We start from the raw sequence: 19,963 nt of genomic DNA on the forward strand, positions 1-19,963 counted from the left end.
ACCTCTATATATTTATCTCCGGCGGTCATACCCGTCGTCTTTCAGGCCGCAGCGGCGTTAGCTTCACGCCCTCACCCCAGTCACTTACTTATGTAAGCTCCTGGGGATTCTGGCGCTTGCTACCTTGCTGCACCCAGAAATCCATAGGGTATGTGAAGTAATACCCTAACCACCACCGGGTCGTTCTATCCGTCGGTATTTTACAAAATTGTTAACAATTTTTAAACAACAAACGGCAACCGATTTGTCTATTCGCTAATAATCTCAATACATTCATGAGATTACCAGAAAAAAGCCGGCCGTTGGGCCGGCTCTTTTTTACATCACCAGACGGCGAATATCAGACAACGTGTTGTTAATGATGGTAATGAAACGGGCACCATCAGCACCGTCGATCACGCGGTGGTCGAAGGAGAGAGAAATCGGCAGCATCAGACGCGGCACGAACTCTTTACCATTCCACACCGGCTCTATCGCGGACTTAGAAACGCCGAGGATAGCCACTTCCGGCGCGTTCACAATCGGCGCGAAATGGGTAGTACCCAGGCCGCCGATGCTGGAGATGGTGAAGCAACCGCCCTGCATTTCGCCCGCAGTCAGCTTACCGTCACGCGCTTTCTTAGAAATGGTCATCAGTTCGCGAGACAGCTCGATGATGCCTTTCTTGTTGACGTCTTTGAATACCGGAACAACCAGGCCGTTCGGGGTATCCACCGCCACACCGATGTTGATATATTTCTTCAGGGTCAGACGCTGACCGTCTTCCGACAGCGAACTGTTGAAGCGAGGCATCTGCTCCAGTGCCGCAGCAACGGCTTTCATGATGAAGACAACCGGGGTGATCTTCACATCCAGCTTACGTTTCGCCGCTTCTTCGTTCTGCTGTTTACGGAACGCTTCCAGCTCGGTGATATCGGTTTTGTCGAAGTGAGTAACATGCGGGATCATCACCCAGTTACGGCTCAGGTTAGCACCAGAGATTTTCTGAATGCGGCCCAGTTCCACTTCTTCGATTTCACCAAACTTGCTGAAGTCCACCTTCGGCCACGGCAACATGCCTGGGATACCGCCGCCAGTCGCCGCCGGAGCCGCTTCTGCACGTTTGATAGCTTCTTTCACGTAGGCCTGAACGTCTTCGCGCAGGATACGACCTTTACGGCCAGTGCCCTTCACTTTCGCCAGGTTAACGCCAAACTCGCGTGCCAGACGGCGGATCAGCGGAGTCGCGTGAACGTAAGCGTCGTTTTCAGCAAATTCAGATTTGCCTTCGACTTTCGCCGCCGGAGCTGCTGCCGGGGCTTCAACTTTTGCTGCCGGAGCCGGCGCTGCCGCTTCCTGTTTCGCCGGAGCTGCCGCAGGCGCTGCACCTTCAACTTCGAAGATCATAATCAGCGAGCCAGTTTTCACTTTATCGCCAACGTTGACTTTCAGTTCCTTCACGACGCCTGCAAACGGAGCCGGAACTTCCATAGAAGCTTTGTCGCCTTCTACGGTGATCAGTGACTGCTCAGCGGCAACTTTGTCGCCCACTTTCACCATCACTTCGGTTACTTCAACTTCATCACCGCCAATATCAGGAACGTTAACTTCTTTCACGCCCGCGGCTGCCGCAGGTGCTGCTGCCGGAGCGGCTTCCTGTTTCGCTGCCGGTGCTGCCGCGCCCGTCACTTCGAATACCATGATCAGCGAGCCAGTAGACACTTTGTCGCCAACATTCACTTTGATCTCTTTCACAGTGCCTGCAAACGGCGCCGGAACTTCCATAGAGGCTTTATCGCCTTCTACAGTGATCAGCGACTGTTCAGCTTCAACTTTATCGCCCACTTTCACCAGGATTTCGGTCACTTCGACTTCGTCGCTGCCGATATCTGGAACGTTAACATCTTTTGCCGCCGCAGCCACTGGCGCTGCTGCCGGAGCAGCTTCTTTCTTCTCTTCTGCCTGAGCAGGTGCAGCGTCAGCTGCACCGTCGGCGGAATCGAAAATCATAATCAGGGCGCCCGTCTGGGTTTTATCGCCAACAGAGACTTTGATCTCTTTAACGATACCCGCCTGCGGAGACGGAACTTCCATAGAGGCTTTGTCGCCTTCTACGGTGATCAGCGACTGTTCGGCTTCAACTTTGTCGCCCACTTTGACCAGGATCTCGGTGATTTCAACTTCATCAGCCCCGATGTCCGGTACTTTGATTTCGATAGCCATTATTCTTTTACCTCTTACGCCAGACGCGGGTTAACTTTTTCTGCATCGATGTTGAATTTGGCGATTGCGTCAGCAACCACTTTCTTATCGATTTCGCCACGTTTAGCCAGTTCGCCCAGCGCCGCTACAACCACGTAGGAAGCATCAACTTCGAAGTGGTGACGCAGGTTCTCACGGCTGTCGGAACGACCGAAGCCATCAGTACCCAGTACGCGGTAGTCGTCAGCCGGTACATAAGTACGGACCTGCTCAGCGAACAGTTTCATATAGTCGGTAGATGCCACAGCCGGCGCATCGTTCATCACCTGAGTAATGTACGGAACGCGCGGAGTTTCCAGCGGGTGCAGCATGTTCCAGCGTTCACAATCCTGACCATCACGCGCCAGCTCGGTGAAAGAGGTCACGCTATAGACGTCAGAACCTACGCCGTAATCTTTCGCCAGGATCTGTGCTGCTTCACGGACATGACGCAGGATAGAACCGGAGCCCAGCAGCTGAACTTTACCTTTGCTACCTTCGAGGGTTTCGAGTTTGTAGATACCTTTACGGATACCTTCCTCGGCACCTTCCGGCATTGCCGGCATGTGGTAGTTTTCGTTCAGCGTAGTGATGTAGTAGTAAACGTTCTCTTGTTTTTCACCGTACATACGCTCCAGACCGTCATGCATGATGACAGCAACTTCGTAAGCGTAAGCCGGGTCGTAAGAGATACAGTTCGGGATAGTCAGCGACTGAATGTGGCTGTGACCATCTTCGTGCTGCAGACCTTCGCCGTTCAGGGTGGTACGACCGGAAGTACCGCCGATCAGGAAGCCACGCGCTTGCTGGTCGCCAGCTGCCCAGCACAGATCGCCGATACGCTGGAAGCCGAACATCGAGTAATAGATGTAGAACGGAATCATCGGCAGATTGTTGGTGCTGTAAGAGGTCGCCGCTGCCAGCCAGGAACAACCTGCGCCCAGCTCGTTGATCCCTTCCTGCAGAATCTGACCTTTCTCGTCTTCTTTATAGTAAGCAACCTGCTCGCGGTCCTGCGGGGTGTACTGCTGACCGTTCGGGCTGTAAATACCAATCTGACGGAACAGACCTTCCATACCGAAAGTACGCGCTTCGTCGGCGATGATCGGCACCAGCCTGTCTTTAATCGACTTGTTCTTCAGCATCACGTTCAGAGCACGAACGAAAGCGATAGTGGTAGAGATCTCTTTGCTCTGCTCTTCCAGCAGTGCGCCGAAGTCTTGCAGGCTCGGCAGCTCAAGCTTCTCGGTGAAGTTCGGCTGACGGCTTGGCAGATAACCGTGCAGTTTCTGACGCTGAGCGTGCAGATAGGTATGCTCTTCAGAACCTTCCGGGAAGGTGATGTACGGCAGTTTTTCGATATCGGCATCAGACACCGGCACATTGAAACGGTCGCGGATGTGACGCACGCCGTCCATGTTCATTTTCTTAACCTGGTGCGCGATGTTTTTACCTTCAGCCGCGTCGCCCATGCCGTAACCTTTAATGGTATGAGCAAGGATTACTGTCGCTTTGCCTTTGGTTTCCTGCGCTTTCTTGAATGCAGCGTAGATTTTCTTCGGATCGTGACCACCACGGTTCAGAGCCCAGATCTGCTCGTCAGTCCAGTCAGCAACCAGTGCTGCGGTTTCAGGATATTTACCGAAGAAGTGTTCACGAACATACGCACCATCTTTCGATTTGAAGGTCTGGTAGTCGCCGTCAACGGTTTCGTTCATCAGCTGGATCAGTTTACCGCTGGTATCTTTACGCAGCAGTTCGTCCCAACGGCTACCCCACATCACTTTGATCACGTTCCAGCCAGCACCTTCGAAGATGCCTTCCAGTTCGTTGATGATCTTGCCGTTACCGGTGACCGGGCCGTCAAGACGCTGCAGGTTACAGTTGATAACAAAGACCAGGTTATCCAGTTTTTCACGGGTGGCGATGGTGATCGCACCTTTGGATTCCGGTTCGTCCATCTCGCCGTCGCCGAGGAAGGCGTAAACGGTCTGTTTAGAGGTATCTTTCAGGCCACGGTGTTCCAGATATTTCAGGAACTTAGCCTGGTAGATAGCACCAATCGGCCCCAGCCCCATAGATACGGTCGGGAACTGCCAGAATTCCGGCATCAGTTTCGGGTGCGGATAGGAAGAGAGGCCATTGCCGTGAACTTCCTGACGGAAGTTATCCATCTGCTCTTGCGTCAGACGACCTTCCAGGAAGGCGCGTGCGTAGATGCCCGGAGAGATGTGGCCCTGGAAGTAAACCAGGTCGCCGCCATCCTGTTCATTGCGCGCACGGAAGAAATGGTTAAAGCAGACATCATAAATGGTCGCGGAAGACTGGAAGGACGCCATATGGCCACCCAGTTCAAGGTCTTTTTTCGACGCGCGCAGAACCGTCATGATGGCGTTCCAGCGGATAGCTGAACGAATACGGCGTTCCAGTTCCAGATTGCCCGGATACTCCGGTTGTTCTTCAACGGGAATGGTGTTGATGTAGTTGCTGATGCCGGTACCTGCGGCCACTTTCACACCGCCTTTGCGGGCTTCAGCAAGCAGTTGGTCGATCAGATACTGAGCACGCTCAACACCTTCTTCACGGATGACCGATTCGATCGCCTGGAGCCAGTCGCGAGTTTCGATCGGATCCACGTCATTTTGGAAACGTTCTGACATGGGTTATTCCTTATCTATCTAATAACGTTGAGTTTTCTGGAACCTGTCCCATTGAACTCTCGCCGGAAAGCTCAATAAGACAGGTTCTACGTTTAGTTGCCGCGCTTTTATATGCGCTTGATTTACAACATCTTCTGGTTAATTTTCACCAGAAAAATCACTAATTCTTACGTTGCTCCAGACGACGCAGAGAACGCTCACGGCGACTCTCTTCACGGCTTCTGTCGAGCAAAATTTCTTCGATAAAGGCCAGATGGCGATGCGATGCTTCGCGCGCGTCTTCCGGCTTACCGGCCATAATCGCTTCGAATATGCGGGTGCGGTGGCTACTCACTAGCGGCAGCATCTCGCGCCGCGAATAAAGCAATTCGAAGTTCTGACGGACATTCTGGGCCAACATCGGCTCCATACACCTTAGCAGATGAAGCAAAACCACATTGTGGGCCGCTTCGGTAACGGCAATCTGATACTGGAGTACGGCGTTTGATTCCGCGTCCAGATCGCCAGACTGCTGCGCCAGCTCTATGGCGTGGTGGAGTTCACGGATACGTTCCTTGTCTTCATCGGTACTACGCAGCGCGGCGTAATAAGCGGCGATACCTTCCAGGGCGTGTCGTGTTTCGAGCAAGTCATACTGAGATTCAGGATGGTCGGAGAGCAGCTCCACCAGCGGATCGCTGAAGCTTTGCCAGAGGCTGCTCTGAACAAAGGTGCCGCCACCCTGGCGACGAAGCAACAACCCCTTCGCTTCGAGACGTTGAATCGCCTCGCGCAAGGAGGGACGGGAGACGTCGAACTGTTTCGCCAGTTCGCGTTCCGGTGGGAGTTTTTCGCCCGGGCGGAGTGTGCCTTCGAGGATCAAAAACTCCAGTTGCTGCTCAATCACATCGGAGAGTTTTGGTTGGCGGATTTTGCTGTAGGCCATGAGTTCCTGTCTTAAGCCACTTGCCGAAGTCAATTGGTCTTACCAATTTCATACCTGTGACGCTAAAGTAACAAAGTATTCACCTTATGTCCATACAGGTTTTGATTGAAATCATAAAACCGTGCACATTTTAACAACTCGACACATATAACGTTTCAAAGTTGCAACCACGAACAAATGTAAACTTTACGTTGGCAAGCGTCTTTTTAACGATTATTAAACTATAAAAATCAGAATTGAACCGATTCACTTACCAACTTATTGTTTTTTATACATATAAAGTGAATTTAAATTCACTTGTTTTATGTGGGGTAATTGGAGGCGGGTCTTTACAAACGGTTTCTTTTTAGACAACTCATCTTCAACGATGCATAAAGCGGGTGCATTCCCAGCCGCATACCATTATTCTTGATCTGACGGAAGTCTTTTTGTAACAATTAAAAAGTCACCAATGTAAACAAATTAATACAACAAACGGAATTGTAAACTTACACACGCATCACTGCGTAAATCAAAAAAACAATCACCGCACGAGGTTTCATGATGGAAGGTCAACAGCACGGCGAGCAGCTAAAGCGCGGCCTTAAAAACCGCCATATTCAGCTTATCGCGCTGGGTGGCGCGATAGGGACTGGGCTATTCCTGGGAAGCGCCTCCGTAATACAGTCTGCAGGGCCAGGCATTATCCTGGGTTACGCTATTGCCGGTTTTATCGCCTTTCTGATCATGCGTCAGTTGGGTGAAATGGTGGTCGAAGAACCCGTCGCAGGCTCATTCAGCCACTTTGCTTATAAATACTGGGGCAGCTTTGCCGGTTTTGCCTCTGGCTGGAACTACTGGGTTCTGTACGTTTTAGTTGCCATGGCAGAGCTTACCGCCGTCGGCAAATACATTCAGTTCTGGTATCCAGAAATCCCGACCTGGGCTTCTGCCGCCGTGTTCTTTGTGGTGATCAACGCCATCAACCTGACCAATGTTAAAGTATTTGGCGAGATGGAGTTCTGGTTTGCCATCATCAAAGTTATCGCGGTGGTGGCGATGATCCTGTTCGGCGGCTGGCTGTTGTTCAGCGGTAACGGCGGCCCGCAGGCAACCGTGCGCAACCTGTGGGAACAGGGTGGCTTCCTGCCGCATGGTTTCACCGGGCTGGTAATGATGATGGCAATTATCATGTTCTCGTTCGGTGGACTGGAACTGGTGGGGATCACCGCTGCAGAAGCAGATAACCCGGAGCAAAGCATTCCGAAAGCAACTAATCAGGTTATCTACCGCATCCTGATTTTCTACATTGGTTCGTTAGCTGTTCTGCTCTCGCTAATGCCGTGGACACGCGTTACCGCCGATACCAGTCCATTTGTGCTCATCTTCCATGAACTGGGCGATACCTTTGTGGCGAATGCGTTAAATATCGTGGTACTGACGGCAGCCCTTTCGGTTTACAACAGTTGCGTCTACTGCAACAGCCGTATGCTGTTCGGTCTGGCACAACAAGGGAATGCGCCAAAAGCGCTGGCCGCTGTCGATAAACGCGGCGTACCGGTAAACACCATTCTGGTATCTGCGCTGGTCACAGCCTTGTGCGTACTGATCAACTATCTCGCACCAGAGTCTGCATTCGGTCTGTTAATGGCGCTGGTCGTTTCTGCGCTGGTAATTAACTGGGCGATGATTAGCCTGGCGCACATAAAATTCCGTCGCGCCAAACAAGAACAAGGCGTTGTTACTCGCTTCCCTGCCTTGTTCTATCCGCTGGGTAACTGGATCTGCCTGCTGTTTATGGCGGCGGTACTGGTGATTATGCTGATGACGCCGGGGATGGCGATTTCGGTTTACCTGATTCCAGTATGGCTGGTCGTGTTAGGTATCGGCTATCTGTTCAAAGAGAAAACCGCAAAAGCTGTAAAAGCGCATTGATCTCTGTTGCCCTCACCTTCTCCTGGTGAGGGCAACAATCTTTACACTAACGCCCCGTAAATCGTCAGTAGCGCAATCACCACCACAACCACGAACGAGGTTTTCTTCGCCATTGAAACCGCGGCCTTCGGCGTCTCTACCTTATCGACATGCGGTTCACGCGCCAGTGAGAACTGTGCCAGACGCGTTAACACCTGATATTGAGAAGTGTGAAAGTCCCCCAGCGAAGCAAACCAGGCCGGTAACGCTTTTTCACCATGACCAATCAGTGCATAAACCACGCCTGCAAGACGAACCGGTACCCAATCCAGCACATGCAGTATCACATCAATCCCCGACTGTAGACGATGATGGGGTGTCTGGTAACGCGCCAGCCAAGACTGCCACGCCCGTAAAAACGCATAGCCCATCAGAGTAACCGGTCCCCAGGTTCCCCCCACAATCAACCAGAATAGCGGTGCAAGGTAAAAACGAAAGTTGGTCCACAACAACGCATTTTGCAGCTCACGCAAGTACTCACGTTCATCGCAGCCCGCGGGGATGCCGTGAATCATGGTTAACTCGCCAGCCATCGTGGAACGGGCATGGCTATCGTTACGTGCAGCGGCAGTCAGATAGGCATGATAATGAAGACGAACTTTACCGGCGCCAATGCATAGCAAACCGATCAACAACCATACCAGCAGCGTCGGAACGTTGAACAATATCCCCTGCAACGCGCGCAATAGTATAAAAGTCACGCCCATTACAATAATGGTCATCGCCAACGTGCGCCCCAACGAAAAATGTTTTACCCGCCGAAAAAACGCCTCAACACGATGATCAAGCTGCCAGTGCTCGCCTAACTTAAACAGACGCTCAAAAATTAACACCAGTAAGGTTGTGAACAGCGTCATGTTGTCTCCTTGCTGACCAGGGCGCGAAACCGCACCCAATCAAATGCGGGGCCGGGATCAGTTTTACGCTCTGGCGCAATATCGCAATGCCCTGTCATATTACTGGCAATAGCCGGATAGTGATTAATCAGCGCGCGCGTAACGGCTGCCAGTTGCTGATACTGCGCATCGGTATAAGCCAGCGTATCAGTGCCTTCCAGCTCAATCCCAATAGAGAAATCATTACAGCGTTCGCGCCCCTGGTACTGAGATACCCCCGCATGCCAGGCGCGTTTATCGAAAGGAACATACTGAACAATTTCACCATCACGGCGAATCAAACAGTGAGCAGAGACGCGCAAATGAGCGATCCCGGCAAAGAAGGGATGAGCCTGCGGATCGATAGTTCCTGTGAATAATGCATCAATCCACGGGCCGCCAAATTCACCTGGCGGCAGGCTAATATTGTGCACCACCAGCAAGGTGGGAATTTCGTTATCCGGGCGACAATCGTAATGCGGTGAGGGAACGCGGCGCGCGCCGACCAGCCACCCCTGTTCTAACAACATGCAGGATCTCCTTATATGTGGTGCTAATACCCGGTTCAGAGTAGCATGTTTCTACCTTATGATTCGTTAGCTATCTGGAGTTTTAACATGCCGCCTCGCCGCTATAACCCTGACACCCGACGTGACGAGCTGCTGGAACGCATTAATCTCGATATTCCCGGCGCGGTGGCCCAGGCGCTGCGGGAGGATTTGGGCGGAACAGTCGATGCCAACAATGATATTACGGCAAAACTTTTACCGGAAAATTCTCGCTCTCACGCCACGGTTATCACTCGCGAAAACGGCGTCTTTTGTGGTAAACGCTGGGTTGAAGAGGTATTTATTCAACTGGCTGGCGACGACGTCACTCTTACCTGGCATGTAGATGACGGCGATATCATTAAAGTCAATCAACTGCTATTTGAACTGGAAGGACCATCCCGCGTGCTGTTGACGGGCGAACGCACTGCACTCAATTTTGTGCAAACCCTCTCCGGTGTTGCCAGTAAGGTTCGTCATTATGTCGGGCTGTTGGAAGGCACCGACACCCAACTGCTGGATACGCGAAAAACCTTGCCAGGTCTGCGTTCTGCCCTGAAATACGCGGTACTTTGCGGCGGCGGCGCTAACCACCGCCTGGGCCTTTCCGACGCCTTCCTGATCAAAGAAAACCATATTATTGCTTCCGGCTCGGTGCGGCAGGCAGTCGAAAAAGCGTCCTGGTTGCACCCGGATGCGCCAGTAGAAGTCGAAGTAGAGAATCTGGAAGAACTTGATGAAGCCCTGAAAGCAGGTGCCGATATCATCATGCTGGATAACTTCGAAACAGAACAGATGCGCGAAGCCGTCAAACGCACCAATGGCAAAGCGCTGCTGGAAGTCTCAGGCAATGTCACCGACAAAACTCTGCGTGAGTTTGCCGAAACGGGCGTGGACTTTATCTCCGTCGGTGCGCTAACTAAACACGTACAGGCACTCGACCTTTCAATGCGTTTTCGCTAACTGCTGACACGTTTATCCGCTCCATCGCGGGCGGATATTCTTCCCTCCTTTCTTCGTAGCGCCTCGCAAATTCCTTGTCTTACGCTGCAACATAATAAAAAACCTCTGAAGCCGCCTTCCCGTTTCGTTTTTTGCCTCTCGCCAGTGCCAATGACGTTTGCCAGAGTAGCGATAATCAAATCAAGGAGCAAAAAAACAGATGGACAAACAACGCGGCTTTACACTTATCGAACTGATGGTTGTTATCGGCATCATTGCCATTTTAAGCGCCATCGGCATTCCCGCATATCAGAACTATCTGCGCAAAGCTGCGCTCACCGACATGCTGCAAGCCTTTGTACCTTACCGTACTGCCGTAGAATTGTGTGCACTGGAACATGGTGGGTTGAACACCTGTGACGGCGGCAGCAATGGCATCCCCTCGCCCACTACGACGCGTTATGTCTCCGCCATGAGTGTGGCAAAAGGTGTGGTATCGCTGACCGGGCAAGAGAGTCTCAATGGACTAAGCGTCATCATGACACCCGGTTGGGATAACGCTAACGGCGTCACCGGCTGGACGCACAACTGCAATATTCAAAACGATAGCGCGTTGCAGCAAGCCTGCACAGACGTCTTCCGCTTTGATAACGCCAACTAAGGAGCGGCGATGAATATTTCACAGCTCACCGCTCTGTGTCTGCGTTACCAGGGGGTCTTACTGGATGCCAGCGAAGAGGTGGTTCATGTTGCGGTGGTCGATGCGCCCTCGCATGAGCTGCTGGATGCTTTGCATTTTGCGACCACTAAACGTATTGACATCACCTGCTGGACGCGCCAGCAGATGGAAGGTCACGCCACCCGCTCGCAACAAGTCTTATCGGTCACGGCCCCGGAGAAGCATCAGCACAAAGTTGAGTTACTGATTCAAACATTACAATCTGCACTGGAACAACGCGCTTCTGATATTCATATCGAACCAGCAGATAATGCCTATCGCATCCGCTTGCGTATCGACGGCGTGCTGCACCCTTTGCCTGATATTACGCTGGATGCCGGAGTCGCATTAACCGCCAGATTAAAAGTGTTGGGAAGCCTGGATATTGCGGAACATCGCCTGCCGCAAGATGGGCAATTCACTGTCGAACTGGCAGGCAACACCGTCTCATTTCGTATAGCTACCCTGCCATGTCGGGGGGGCGAAAAGGTAGTATTACGCTTGTTACAACAGGTAAACCAGAGGCTGGATATCAACGCGTTAGGAATGCAGCCGTCACAACTGGCGGAATTTGCCCATGCATTGCAGCAACCACAGGGACTGGTGTTGGTTACCGGCCCAACCGGTAGCGGCAAAACAGTCACACTTTATAGCGCGCTGCAAACGCTGAATACCGTCGATATTAATATTTGCAGCGTGGAAGATCCGGTAGAGATCCCCATCACCGGGCTAAACCAGACACAAATCCATTCGCGTGCTGGTCTTACCTTTCAGGGGGTTTTACGCGCGTTATTACGCCAGGATCCCGACGTGATTATGGTAGGCGAAATTCGCGATGGAGAAACGGCGGAAATCGCAATTAAAGCCGCGCAAACCGGTCATCTGGTATTGTCCACGCTGCACACCAACTCCACCTGTGAAACGCTGGTGCGCTTACAGCAAATGGGCGTTGCCCGCTGGATGCTCTCATCGGCGCTCACGCTGGTGATAGCCCAACGCCTGCTCCGTAAACTTTGTCCGCATTGCCGCCAACAGCAAGGAGCGCCAATCTATCTTCCAGGCAATTTATGGTCATCTCCACTGCCCCGCTGGCAAGCATCGGGCTGTGAACATTGCTACCACGGTTTCTATGGCCGCACAGCCTTATTTGAAGTTCTGCCCATTACGCCAGCAATAAGCCAGCTTATTGCCGCAAATACTGACGCGGAATTGCTGGAAACACATGCCCGGCAGATGGGAATGTGCACACTTTTTGAAAACGGCTGCCTTGCTGTGGAGCAAGGCTTAACCACCTTTGAAGAAATGATTCGTGTATTAGGAATGCCGCATGGCGAGTAAGCAACTCTGGCACTGGCAGGGCGTTACCCACGAAGGCCACGCGCAAGATGGAACGCTCTGGGCGGAAAGTCGTGCCTTGTTGCTTTTGGCTCTACAGCAACAAAGGGTGACGCCACTGCACCTGAAGCGAATCGCCATCAATCCTGCACAGTGGCGTGGAGACAAAAGCGCGGAAGTCATTCATCAACTGGCGACACTACTCAAAGCCGGGTTAACGCTTTCAGAAAGTCTGGCGTTACTGGTAGAGCAACATCCCAGCAAACAATGGCAAGCGTTGTTGCAATCGCTGGCGCACGATCTCGAACAGGGTATTGCTTTCTCCAATGCTTTATTGCCCTGGGCAGAGGTTTTTCCACCGCTTTATCAGGCGATGATCCGTACTGGCGAATTGACAGGTAAGCTGGATGAATGCTGCTTTGAACTGGCTCGCCAGCAAAAAGCCCAGCGTCAGTTAACCGATAAAGTGAAATCAGCCTTGCGTTATCCCGTCATTATTTTAGCGATGGCAATTATGGTAGTTGTGGCAATGCTGCATTTTGTTCTGCCGGAGTTTGCTGCCATCTATAAAACCTTTAACACTCCACTACCCGCATTGACGCAGGGAATCATAACGCTGGCTGACTTCAGTAGTCATTGGGGCTGGTTACTAATTCTGTTCGGTTTTTTGCTGGTAGTAGCGAACAAACTGCTAATGCGTCGCTCAACCTGGCTTATCGTGCGGCAGAAGTTACTGCTACGCATTCCAGTTATGGGAGCTCTGATTCGGGGCCAAAAGCTCACGCAGATTTTTACGATTCTGGCGCTGACGCAAAGCGCGGGGATTACTTTTTTGCAGGGAGTAGAAAGTGTCAGAGAAACAATGCGTTGCCCATACTGGGCACAACTTATGACACAAATCCAGCTCGATATCAGCAACGGGCAGCCCATCTGGCTGGCGCTAAAAAATGCCGATGAGTTTAGCCCGCTCTGTTTGCAGTTGGTGAGAACGGGAGAAGCATCCGGTTCACTCGATCTCATGCTGGATAATCTCGCCCATCATCACCGGGATAATACGTTTGCGCTGGCAGATAATCTTGCCGCCTTGCTGGAACCAGCGCTGCTGGTTATTACTGGAGGGATTATCGGCACGCTGGTGGTGGCAATGTATTTACCAATTTTCCATTTAGGCGACGCAATGAGTGGGATGGGGTAACGCTGGCACGATGAACCACGCCAGCGCTGTACGATTACAGGTTATTGAAGATACGGTTTTCTTGTTCCTGAACGCGAATAAACGTGGTGCGCTTGGTCAGCTCTTTCAGGCGTGAAGCCCCAACGTAAGTACAAGCGGAACGCAAACCACCGAGAATATCGCGAGCTGTGTTTTCTACCGGGCCACGAAGCGGCAACTTAACGGTTTTACCTTCTGCAGCACGATATTCCGCAACGCCGCCAACGTGACGTTTCATCGCAGACTCGGAGCTCATGCCGTAGAACAGCATAAATTTCTCGCCGTTCTCTTCGACAATGCGACCACCGCTCTCTTCGTGACCTGCCAGCATACCGCCCAGCATCACGAAATCGGCGCCGCCGCCAAAGGCTTTAGCCACATCGCCCGGCATGGTGCAACCGCCATCACTGACGATCATCCCCCCCAGACCGTGCGCGGCATCGGCACATTCGATCACTGCAGAAAGCTGCGGATAACCGACGCCCGTTTTCACGCGAGTTGTACAAACAGAGCCAGGGCCAATGCCAACTTTAACGATATCGGCACCGGAAAGAATCAACTCTTCACACATTTCGCCAGTTACTACATTACCAGCACAAATGGTTTTGGTCGGCCAGGTTTCACGCGCTTTTGCAACGAACTGTACAAAGTGCTCAGAGTAACCATTCGCCACATCAATACAAACGAAGTTTAATGCCGGGTTCAGGTCGAGAATTTGTTTCGTTTTTTCGAAATCCGCATCAGACGTACCAGTAGAAACCATCACATGTTTCAGTACATCTGCGGAAGAGTTATTGATAAATGCCTGCCACTCTTCAACAGAATAGTGTTTATGCACCGCAGTCAAAATATCAAAAGAAGCCAGCGCAGAGGCCATGGAAAAAGTGCCGACAGTGTCCATATTCGCGGCGATGATTGGCACACCGGACCAGCTTTGACCTGAGTGTTTAAAGGTGAATTGACGTTCCAGTTCAACATCAGAACGGCTTTTAAGGGTGGAGCGTTTAGGGCGGATGAGGACGTCTTTAAAACCTAACTTCAGATCTTCTTCAATACGCATGTGCGGATTCCTGGGGTTAATGGCTATAAGGGTAAGAGCGCAACTCCAGTGACGCTATCATACGCACTAATCGATACTGCGCAAGACTGCGAAATTGTCTTTTTTTACGCTACAATCCCATAAATTTACCTGGTAAATAGTGGGCGAACGTTTCAGCAATTTCGCTTTCGCACGCTCATTTTTAACATTTTGATAATCATGATGAATTCCCGGGAATATAAATTATGAGGTATACGGTTGCCCTGACGGGCGGCATTGGCAGTGGCAAGAGCACCGTTGCAAATGCATTTGCTGACCTCGGAATTAACGTCATTGATGCCGATATTATTGCGCGTCAGGTGGTTGAACCAGGTAGCCCTGCGTTACGCGCTATCGCTGAGCACTTTGGTGCTGACATGATTGCTGCTGACGGAACATTGCAACGCCGAGCGTTACGCAAACGGATCTTCGCCGTCCCGGAAGAAAAAAACTGGCTTAACGCCCTGCTACATCCACTGATTCAGCAGGAAACACAACGCCAGATCCAGCAGGCAACCTCACCTTATGTGCTGTGGGTTGTGCCATTGTTGATAGAAAACTCACTGCATAAAAAAGCGAATCGTGTGCTGGTGGTGGATGTCAGCCCAGAAACGCAACTTAAGCGCACTATGCGACGTGACGATGTTTCTCGCGAACATGTCGAACAAATTCTTGCTGCCCAGGCTACGCGCGAAGCCCGTCTTGCCGTAGCAGATGACGTCATTGATAATAACGGCGCACCGGATGCCATTGCATCGGATGTTGCCCGCTTGCACGCACACTATTTGCAGCTCGCGTCGCAGTTTGTCTCACAGGAAAAACCGTAATGCAGACCCAGGTCCTTTTTGAACATCCACTAAATGAAAAAATGCGCACATGGCTGCGTATTGAGTTTTTGATTCAACAACTCACCGTTAATTTACCCATCGCTGACCACGCTGGCGCTCTGCATTTCTTCCGTAATGTTAGTGAATTGCTGGACGTGCTTGAGCGTGGCGAAGTACGCACTGAGCTGTTGAAAGAACTTGACCGCCAGCAGCGTAAACTCCAGGCCTGGATTGGTGTACCTGGTGTGGATCAGAGCCGCATTGAAACATTAATTCAGCAGTTGAAAGCGGCGGGTAGCGTGTTAATTTCCGCGCCGCGTATCGGACAGTTTTTGCGTGAAGATCGCCTGATTGCGCTTGTGCGTCAGCGCCTGAGTATCCCTGGCGGCTGTTGTAGCTTTGATTTGCCCACATTGCATATCTGGCTACATTTATCTCAGGCACAGCGCGACTCTCAGGTTGAAACCTGGATTGCCAGCCTGAATCCGCTAACGCAGGCCCTTACGATGGTGCTGGATTTAATTCGCCAGTCAGCGCCGTTCCGTAAACAAACCAGCCTGAATGGCTTTTATCAGGATAATGGCGAAGACGCCGATTTGCTGCGTCTGAATCTTGCCCTCGATTCACAACTTTATCCGCAAATATCCGGTCATAAGAGTCGTTTTGCCATTCGCTTTATGCCACTGGACAGTGAGAACGGACAGGTGCCGGAGCGTCTGGACTTTGAACTGGCCTGTTGCTAAGGAGTAAAAATGTCAGAAACTATTACGGTGAATTGCCCAACCTGTGGGAAAACAGTGGTGTGGGGTGAAGTCAGCCCGTTTCGGCCATTTTGTTCCAAACGTTGTCAGTTGATAGACCTCGGAGAGTGGGCCGCAGAGGAGAAACGAATCCCCAGCAGCGGCGATCTTTCCGAAAGCGATGACTGGAGCGAAGAGCCAAAGCAGTAACTTTTTGTCTGATGCCACACGCAAGCCTGATAAAACGCGACAGCGCCGCATCAGGCATCGTGTGCAAATGCTGGATGCGGCGTGAACGCCTTATCCGACCTACAAGACCTTGCATATCAACGAGTTAATAAACCATGTAGGCCTGATAAGACGCGACAGCGTCGCATCAGGCATCATGTGTAAATGTCGGATGCGGCGTGACGCCTTATCCGACCTACAAGACCTTGCATATCAATGAGTTAATAAACCATACAGGCCTGATAAGACGCGACAGCGCCGCATCAGGCATCATGTGCAAATGTCGGATGCGGCGTGACGCCTTATCCGACCTACAAAACCTAATTTATCAACGAGTTAATAAACCATGTAGGCCTGATAAGACGCACCAGCGCCGCATCAGGCATCGTGTGCAAATGTCGGATGCGGCGAGAACGCCTTATCCGACCTACAAGACCTTGCATATCAATGAGTTAATAAACCATATAGGCCTGATAAGACGCACCAGCGTCGCATCAGGCATCGTGTGCAAATGTCGGATGCGGCATAAACGCTTTATCCGACCTACATACGCTTAAGCTTCGCAATTACCGGTTCATTGGCTGGCGGAAAATCATCGGCATTCAGGCCGACCAGCGACATCCACTCACCGGGTTGCCCTTCTTTACCCCACGGCTTCCCTTCCCAGCTTTCGACCAGCCAGAACCACAGTGTTATATGCCTGTCCGGGAATTCATATTCCAGCTTTTCAAATAGCGAAAAATGTTGTGGGGTAATCCCAACCTCTTCCTGAAGCTCCCGCACCAACGCCTGTTCTGGTGTTTCACCCACTTCAATTTTACCGCCAGGAAACTCCAGCTTATTCGCCATGTGCGCATCTGCGGCGCGGCGGGTTATAAAGATTTCATTGTTCTTGTTGCGAATAATACCGACGGCAATATGCAGCTTTTTCATTGTCTTAAACCTGTAAAAAAGGCGCAGATTCCTGCGCCTTTGTTTTATTGATTAGTTTTTATTGCAGGCGACCATGGCACTGCTTGTATTTTTTCCCCGAACCACACGGACAGGGGTCGTTACGACCAACTTTACGCTCACCCGTTTGTGCAGCCAGCGCAGCGGCGGCGGCAGAGTCATCATCCTGATGGCTAAGCTGCTGCATTTGCGCTAAACGCTCGGCCTCTTCCCGGCGCTGCATTTCCAGAGCTTCAACCTCTTCCGGCATGCGTACCTGAACTTTGCTCAACGTACTAACCACTTCATATTTTAGCGATTCCAGCATTGCTGCAAACATGGAGAAGGACTCACGCTTGTACTCCTGCTTTGGATCTTTCTGTGCGTAACCACGCAGGTGGATACCCTGACGCAGATAATCCATCGCTGCCAGGTGCTCTTTCCACAGAGAATCGAGCGTCTGCAGCATCACGCCTTTCTCGAAGTGACGCATCATCTCAGCACCAACCACCTCTTCTTTACGCTGATACACTTCGATGGATTGCGCCAGAATACGCTCACGTAGTGTCTCTTCGTGCAGTTCAGGCTCTTTATCCAGCCACTCGGCAATCGGCAATTCAAGATCAAAATCGTTTTTCAGACGTTCCTGCAGCCCCGGAATGTCCCACATTTCTTCCAGAGACTGTGGCGGAATATAAGCATCAATGGTCGCTTTGAACACATCCTCACGAATGCTGTTGATGGTTTCACTCACATCGCTGACATCCAGCAGTTCGTTACGCTGGGAGTAAATGGCGCGACGCTGATCGTTAGCCACGTCATCATATTCCAGCAATTGCTTACGAATATCGAAGTTACGGCTTTCAACTTTACGTTGGGCGTTAGCAATCGCTTTAGTCACCCACGGGTGCTCAATGGCTTCGCCTGGTTTCATCCCCAGTTTACGCATCATGCCGGACACGCGGTCAGAAGCAAAAATACGCATCAACGCATCTTCCATCGACAGGTAGAAGCGGGAAGAACCGGCATCCCCCTGGCGACCAGAACGACCACGCAACTGGTTATCGATACGACGGGATTCGTGACGTTCTGTACCGATGATATGCAAACCACCTGCCGCCAGCACCGCGTCGTGACGCACCTGCCAGTCGGCTTTAATTTTTTCAATTTGCTCTGCAGTCGGATTTTCCAGCGCGGCAACTTCTGCCTGCCAGCTACCGCCAAGCACAATGTCAGTACCACGACCCGCCATGTTGGTTGCGATAGTCACGGCAGCAGGATACCCCGCCTGAGCAACAATCGCCGCTTCGTTGGCGTGGAATTTAGCGTTCAGGACGTTGTGTTTGATACCCGCTTTGGTCAATTCATTTGACACCAGCTCCGATTTCTCGATCGAGATAGTCCCCACCAGCACCGGCTGTCCTTTCGCAGTACGCTCTTTGATATCCTCAATGATCGCCTGAATTTTTTCTGCTTCGGTCATGTAGACCAGGTCTGGCAGATCTTTACGAATCATCGGTCGGTTGGTTGGTACAACGACAGTATCCAGTTTGTAGATAGAGCTAAATTCAAACGCTTCAGTATCGGCAGTACCGGTCATCCCAGCCAGTTTTTCATACAGGCGGAAGTAGTTCTGGAAGGTGATCGAAGCCAGCGTCTGGTTTTCGTTCTGGATCTGTACACCTTCTTTCGCTTCCACAGCCTGGTGCAAACCATCAGACCAGCGGCGGCCCTGCATGGTACGACCAGTATGTTCGTCAACGATGATAACTTCACCATCTTTAACGATGTAATCAACGTCGCGGGTAAACAGGGCATGGGCACGTAGCGCTGCGGTTACATGGTGCATCAGCATAATATTAGCCGGAGAGTACAGGGACTCGCCTTCATCCATAATGCCTTCTTTTACCAGCAATTCTTCAATCAGCACCAGACCACGTTCGGTCAGGTTTACCTGACGAGATTTTTCGTCAACTGAGAAGTGACCTTCACCCTGGAAGGTTTCGGAGTCTTCTTTTTCCTGACGAATCAGATGCGGAATAATTTTGTTTACTCGCTTATACATTTCCGAGCTATCTTCTGCCGGGCCGGAAATGATTAGCGGCGTACGCGCCTCATCGATCAGAATGGAGTCAACTTCGTCCACCAACGCATAATGCAGTTTACGCTGTACACGCTCTTCAGGGCTAAACGCCATGTTATCGCGCAGGTAGTCAAATCCATACTCGTTGTTTGTACCGTAAGTGATGTCAGCCGCGTAGGCTTCACGTTTGGCTGGCGCAGGCATACCGGGCAAGTTGATGCCGACAGTCATACCGAGAAATTCGAACAACGGACGGTTGTTTTCAGCGTCACGCTGCGCCAGATAATCGTTGACGGTAACAACGTGCACCCCCTTACCGCTTAATGCGTTCAGGTAAGCAGGCAGCGTTGCGGTCAGCGTTTTACCTTCACCAGTACGCATTTCCGCAATGCAACGTTCATTGAGGACCATACCACCAAGTAACTGAACGTCGAAATGACGCATACCGAAGACACGCTTACTTGCTTCACGTACGACTGCAAAGGCTTCCGGGATTAAATTTTCCAGCACTTCGCCTTTTTCCAGACGTGCGCGAAACTCTGCCGTTTTCCCTTTCAGCTCTTCGTCGGAGAGTTTTTCCATCTCCGGTTCCATGGCATTGATCATGTTGACGACTTTGCGCATCCGGCGCAGGGTACGATCGTTACGACTACCGAAAACTTTAGTTAATAATTTGATTAGCATAATA

Annotated in this window: 17 protein-coding genes; 8 read left to right on the top strand and 9 right to left on the bottom strand. The window is 51.4% G+C overall.

Translation table 11 applies throughout. The annotated features are described in order from the left end of the window. Positions 1-318: 318 nt before the first annotated feature. The 3 genes from aceF to pdhR all read right to left on the bottom strand — a co-directional run bounded on the left by aceF (position 319) and on the right by pdhR (position 5,805). A complete protein-coding gene (gene aceF / locus EA14781_RS00820; protein WP_000963552.1) occupies positions 319-2,202 on the bottom strand; it encodes a pyruvate dehydrogenase complex dihydrolipoyllysine-residue acetyltransferase in 1,884 nt (627 codons plus the stop codon). Positions 2,203-2,216: 14 nt separating this feature from the next. Then, entirely contained in the window at positions 2,217-4,880 is a 2,664-nt protein-coding gene (aceE, locus tag EA14781_RS00825) for a pyruvate dehydrogenase (acetyl-transferring), homodimeric type (RefSeq protein WP_000003848.1), read from the bottom strand. Between the two features lie 160 nt (positions 4,881-5,040). Then, positions 5,041-5,805, bottom strand: coding sequence for a pyruvate dehydrogenase complex transcriptional repressor PdhR (pdhR, locus tag EA14781_RS00830; protein ID WP_000331774.1), 765 nt, complete (start codon positions 5,803-5,805; stop codon positions 5,041-5,043). 540 nt (positions 5,806-6,345) lie between these two features. Between pdhR and aroP the strand changes: the two genes are divergently transcribed. Then, a complete protein-coding gene (gene aroP / locus EA14781_RS00835) occupies positions 6,346-7,719 on the top strand; it encodes an aromatic amino acid transporter AroP (RefSeq protein WP_000969910.1) in 1,374 nt (457 codons plus the stop codon). A gap of 41 nt (positions 7,720-7,760) precedes the next feature. Here the strand turns inward: aroP and ampE are convergent, their stop codons facing one another. Beyond that, positions 7,761-8,615 (bottom strand): beta-lactamase regulator AmpE, encoded by an 855-nt coding sequence (gene ampE, locus EA14781_RS00840; RefSeq protein ID WP_000172027.1) that lies wholly within the window; start codon positions 8,613-8,615, stop codon positions 7,761-7,763. Beyond that, positions 8,612-9,163, bottom strand: a complete 552-nt coding sequence (gene ampD / locus EA14781_RS00845; protein WP_000923737.1) for a 1,6-anhydro-N-acetylmuramyl-L-alanine amidase AmpD — start codon at positions 9,161-9,163, stop codon at positions 8,612-8,614. Before ampD ends, ampE begins: the two co-directional genes overlap by 4 nt. A gap of 87 nt (positions 9,164-9,250) precedes the next feature. Between ampD and nadC the strand changes: the two genes are divergently transcribed. The 4 genes from nadC to hofC all read left to right on the top strand — a co-directional run bounded on the left by nadC (position 9,251) and on the right by hofC (position 13,371). Next, on the top strand, positions 9,251-10,144 hold the full coding sequence (gene nadC / locus EA14781_RS00850; RefSeq protein ID WP_001135182.1) for a carboxylating nicotinate-nucleotide diphosphorylase: 894 nt from the start codon (positions 9,251-9,253) through the stop codon (positions 10,142-10,144). A gap of 199 nt (positions 10,145-10,343) precedes the next feature. Then, complete coding sequence (ppdD, locus tag EA14781_RS00860) at positions 10,344-10,784, top strand: prepilin peptidase-dependent pilin (RefSeq protein ID WP_000360888.1); 441 nt, start codon at positions 10,344-10,346, stop codon at positions 10,782-10,784. A gap of 9 nt (positions 10,785-10,793) precedes the next feature. Further along, on the top strand, positions 10,794-12,179 hold the full coding sequence (gene gspE / locus EA14781_RS00865) for a type II secretion system protein GspE (protein ID WP_001027408.1): 1,386 nt from the start codon (positions 10,794-10,796) through the stop codon (positions 12,177-12,179). Next, complete coding sequence (gene hofC / locus EA14781_RS00870; RefSeq protein ID WP_000157217.1) at positions 12,169-13,371, top strand: protein transport protein HofC; 1,203 nt, start codon at positions 12,169-12,171, stop codon at positions 13,369-13,371. The genes gspE and hofC overlap by 11 nt, the downstream gene beginning before the upstream one ends. A 34-nt stretch (positions 13,372-13,405) precedes the next feature. Here hofC and guaC read toward each other — a convergent pair whose 3' ends face one another. Both guaC and EA14781_RS25375 read right to left on the bottom strand, forming a co-directional pair. Then, complete coding sequence (gene guaC / locus EA14781_RS00875; protein WP_001217345.1) at positions 13,406-14,449, bottom strand: GMP reductase; 1,044 nt, start codon at positions 14,447-14,449, stop codon at positions 13,406-13,408. A gap of 152 nt (positions 14,450-14,601) precedes the next feature. Continuing rightward, positions 14,602-14,649, bottom strand: a complete 48-nt coding sequence (locus tag EA14781_RS25375) for a hypothetical protein (RefSeq protein WP_176221587.1) — start codon at positions 14,647-14,649, stop codon at positions 14,602-14,604. A 24-nt stretch (positions 14,650-14,673) separates the two neighbouring features. Here EA14781_RS25375 and coaE point away from each other — a divergent pair, with 24 nt between their 5' ends. From coaE to yacG, 3 genes are read left to right on the top strand one after another with little or no spacing between them, the layout of a single operon-like run. Next, positions 14,674-15,294, top strand: a complete 621-nt coding sequence (gene coaE / locus EA14781_RS00880) for a dephospho-CoA kinase (protein ID WP_001270923.1) — start codon at positions 14,674-14,676, stop codon at positions 15,292-15,294. Beyond that, positions 15,294-16,037 carry a cell division protein ZapD gene (gene zapD / locus EA14781_RS00885; protein ID WP_001194723.1) on the top strand — a complete coding sequence of 248 codons (744 nt, stop codon included), beginning with the start codon at positions 15,294-15,296 and terminating at the stop codon, positions 16,035-16,037. Before coaE ends, zapD begins: the two co-directional genes overlap by 1 nt. Before the next feature lie 9 nt (positions 16,038-16,046). Beyond that, positions 16,047-16,244: a DNA gyrase inhibitor YacG gene (yacG, locus tag EA14781_RS00890; RefSeq protein ID WP_000005046.1), complete on the top strand. Its 198-nt coding sequence runs from the start codon at positions 16,047-16,049 to the stop codon at positions 16,242-16,244. A 561-nt stretch (positions 16,245-16,805) separates the two neighbouring features. Here the strand turns inward: yacG and mutT are convergent. Both mutT and secA read right to left on the bottom strand, forming a co-directional pair. Then, positions 16,806-17,195, bottom strand: a complete 390-nt coding sequence (gene mutT, locus EA14781_RS00900; RefSeq protein WP_000733106.1) for an 8-oxo-dGTP diphosphatase MutT — start codon at positions 17,193-17,195, stop codon at positions 16,806-16,808. 58 nt (positions 17,196-17,253) lie between these two features. Beyond that, positions 17,254-19,959 (bottom strand): preprotein translocase subunit SecA, encoded by a 2,706-nt coding sequence (gene secA / locus EA14781_RS00905; RefSeq protein WP_000905807.1) that lies wholly within the window; start codon positions 19,957-19,959, stop codon positions 17,254-17,256. Between the last annotated feature and the right edge of the window lie 4 nt (positions 19,960-19,963).

This window comes from Escherichia albertii NBRC 107761 = DSM 17582, from assembly GCF_000759775.1.
GTDB classification, from domain to species: Bacteria; Pseudomonadota; Gammaproteobacteria; order Enterobacterales; family Enterobacteriaceae; genus Escherichia; species Escherichia albertii.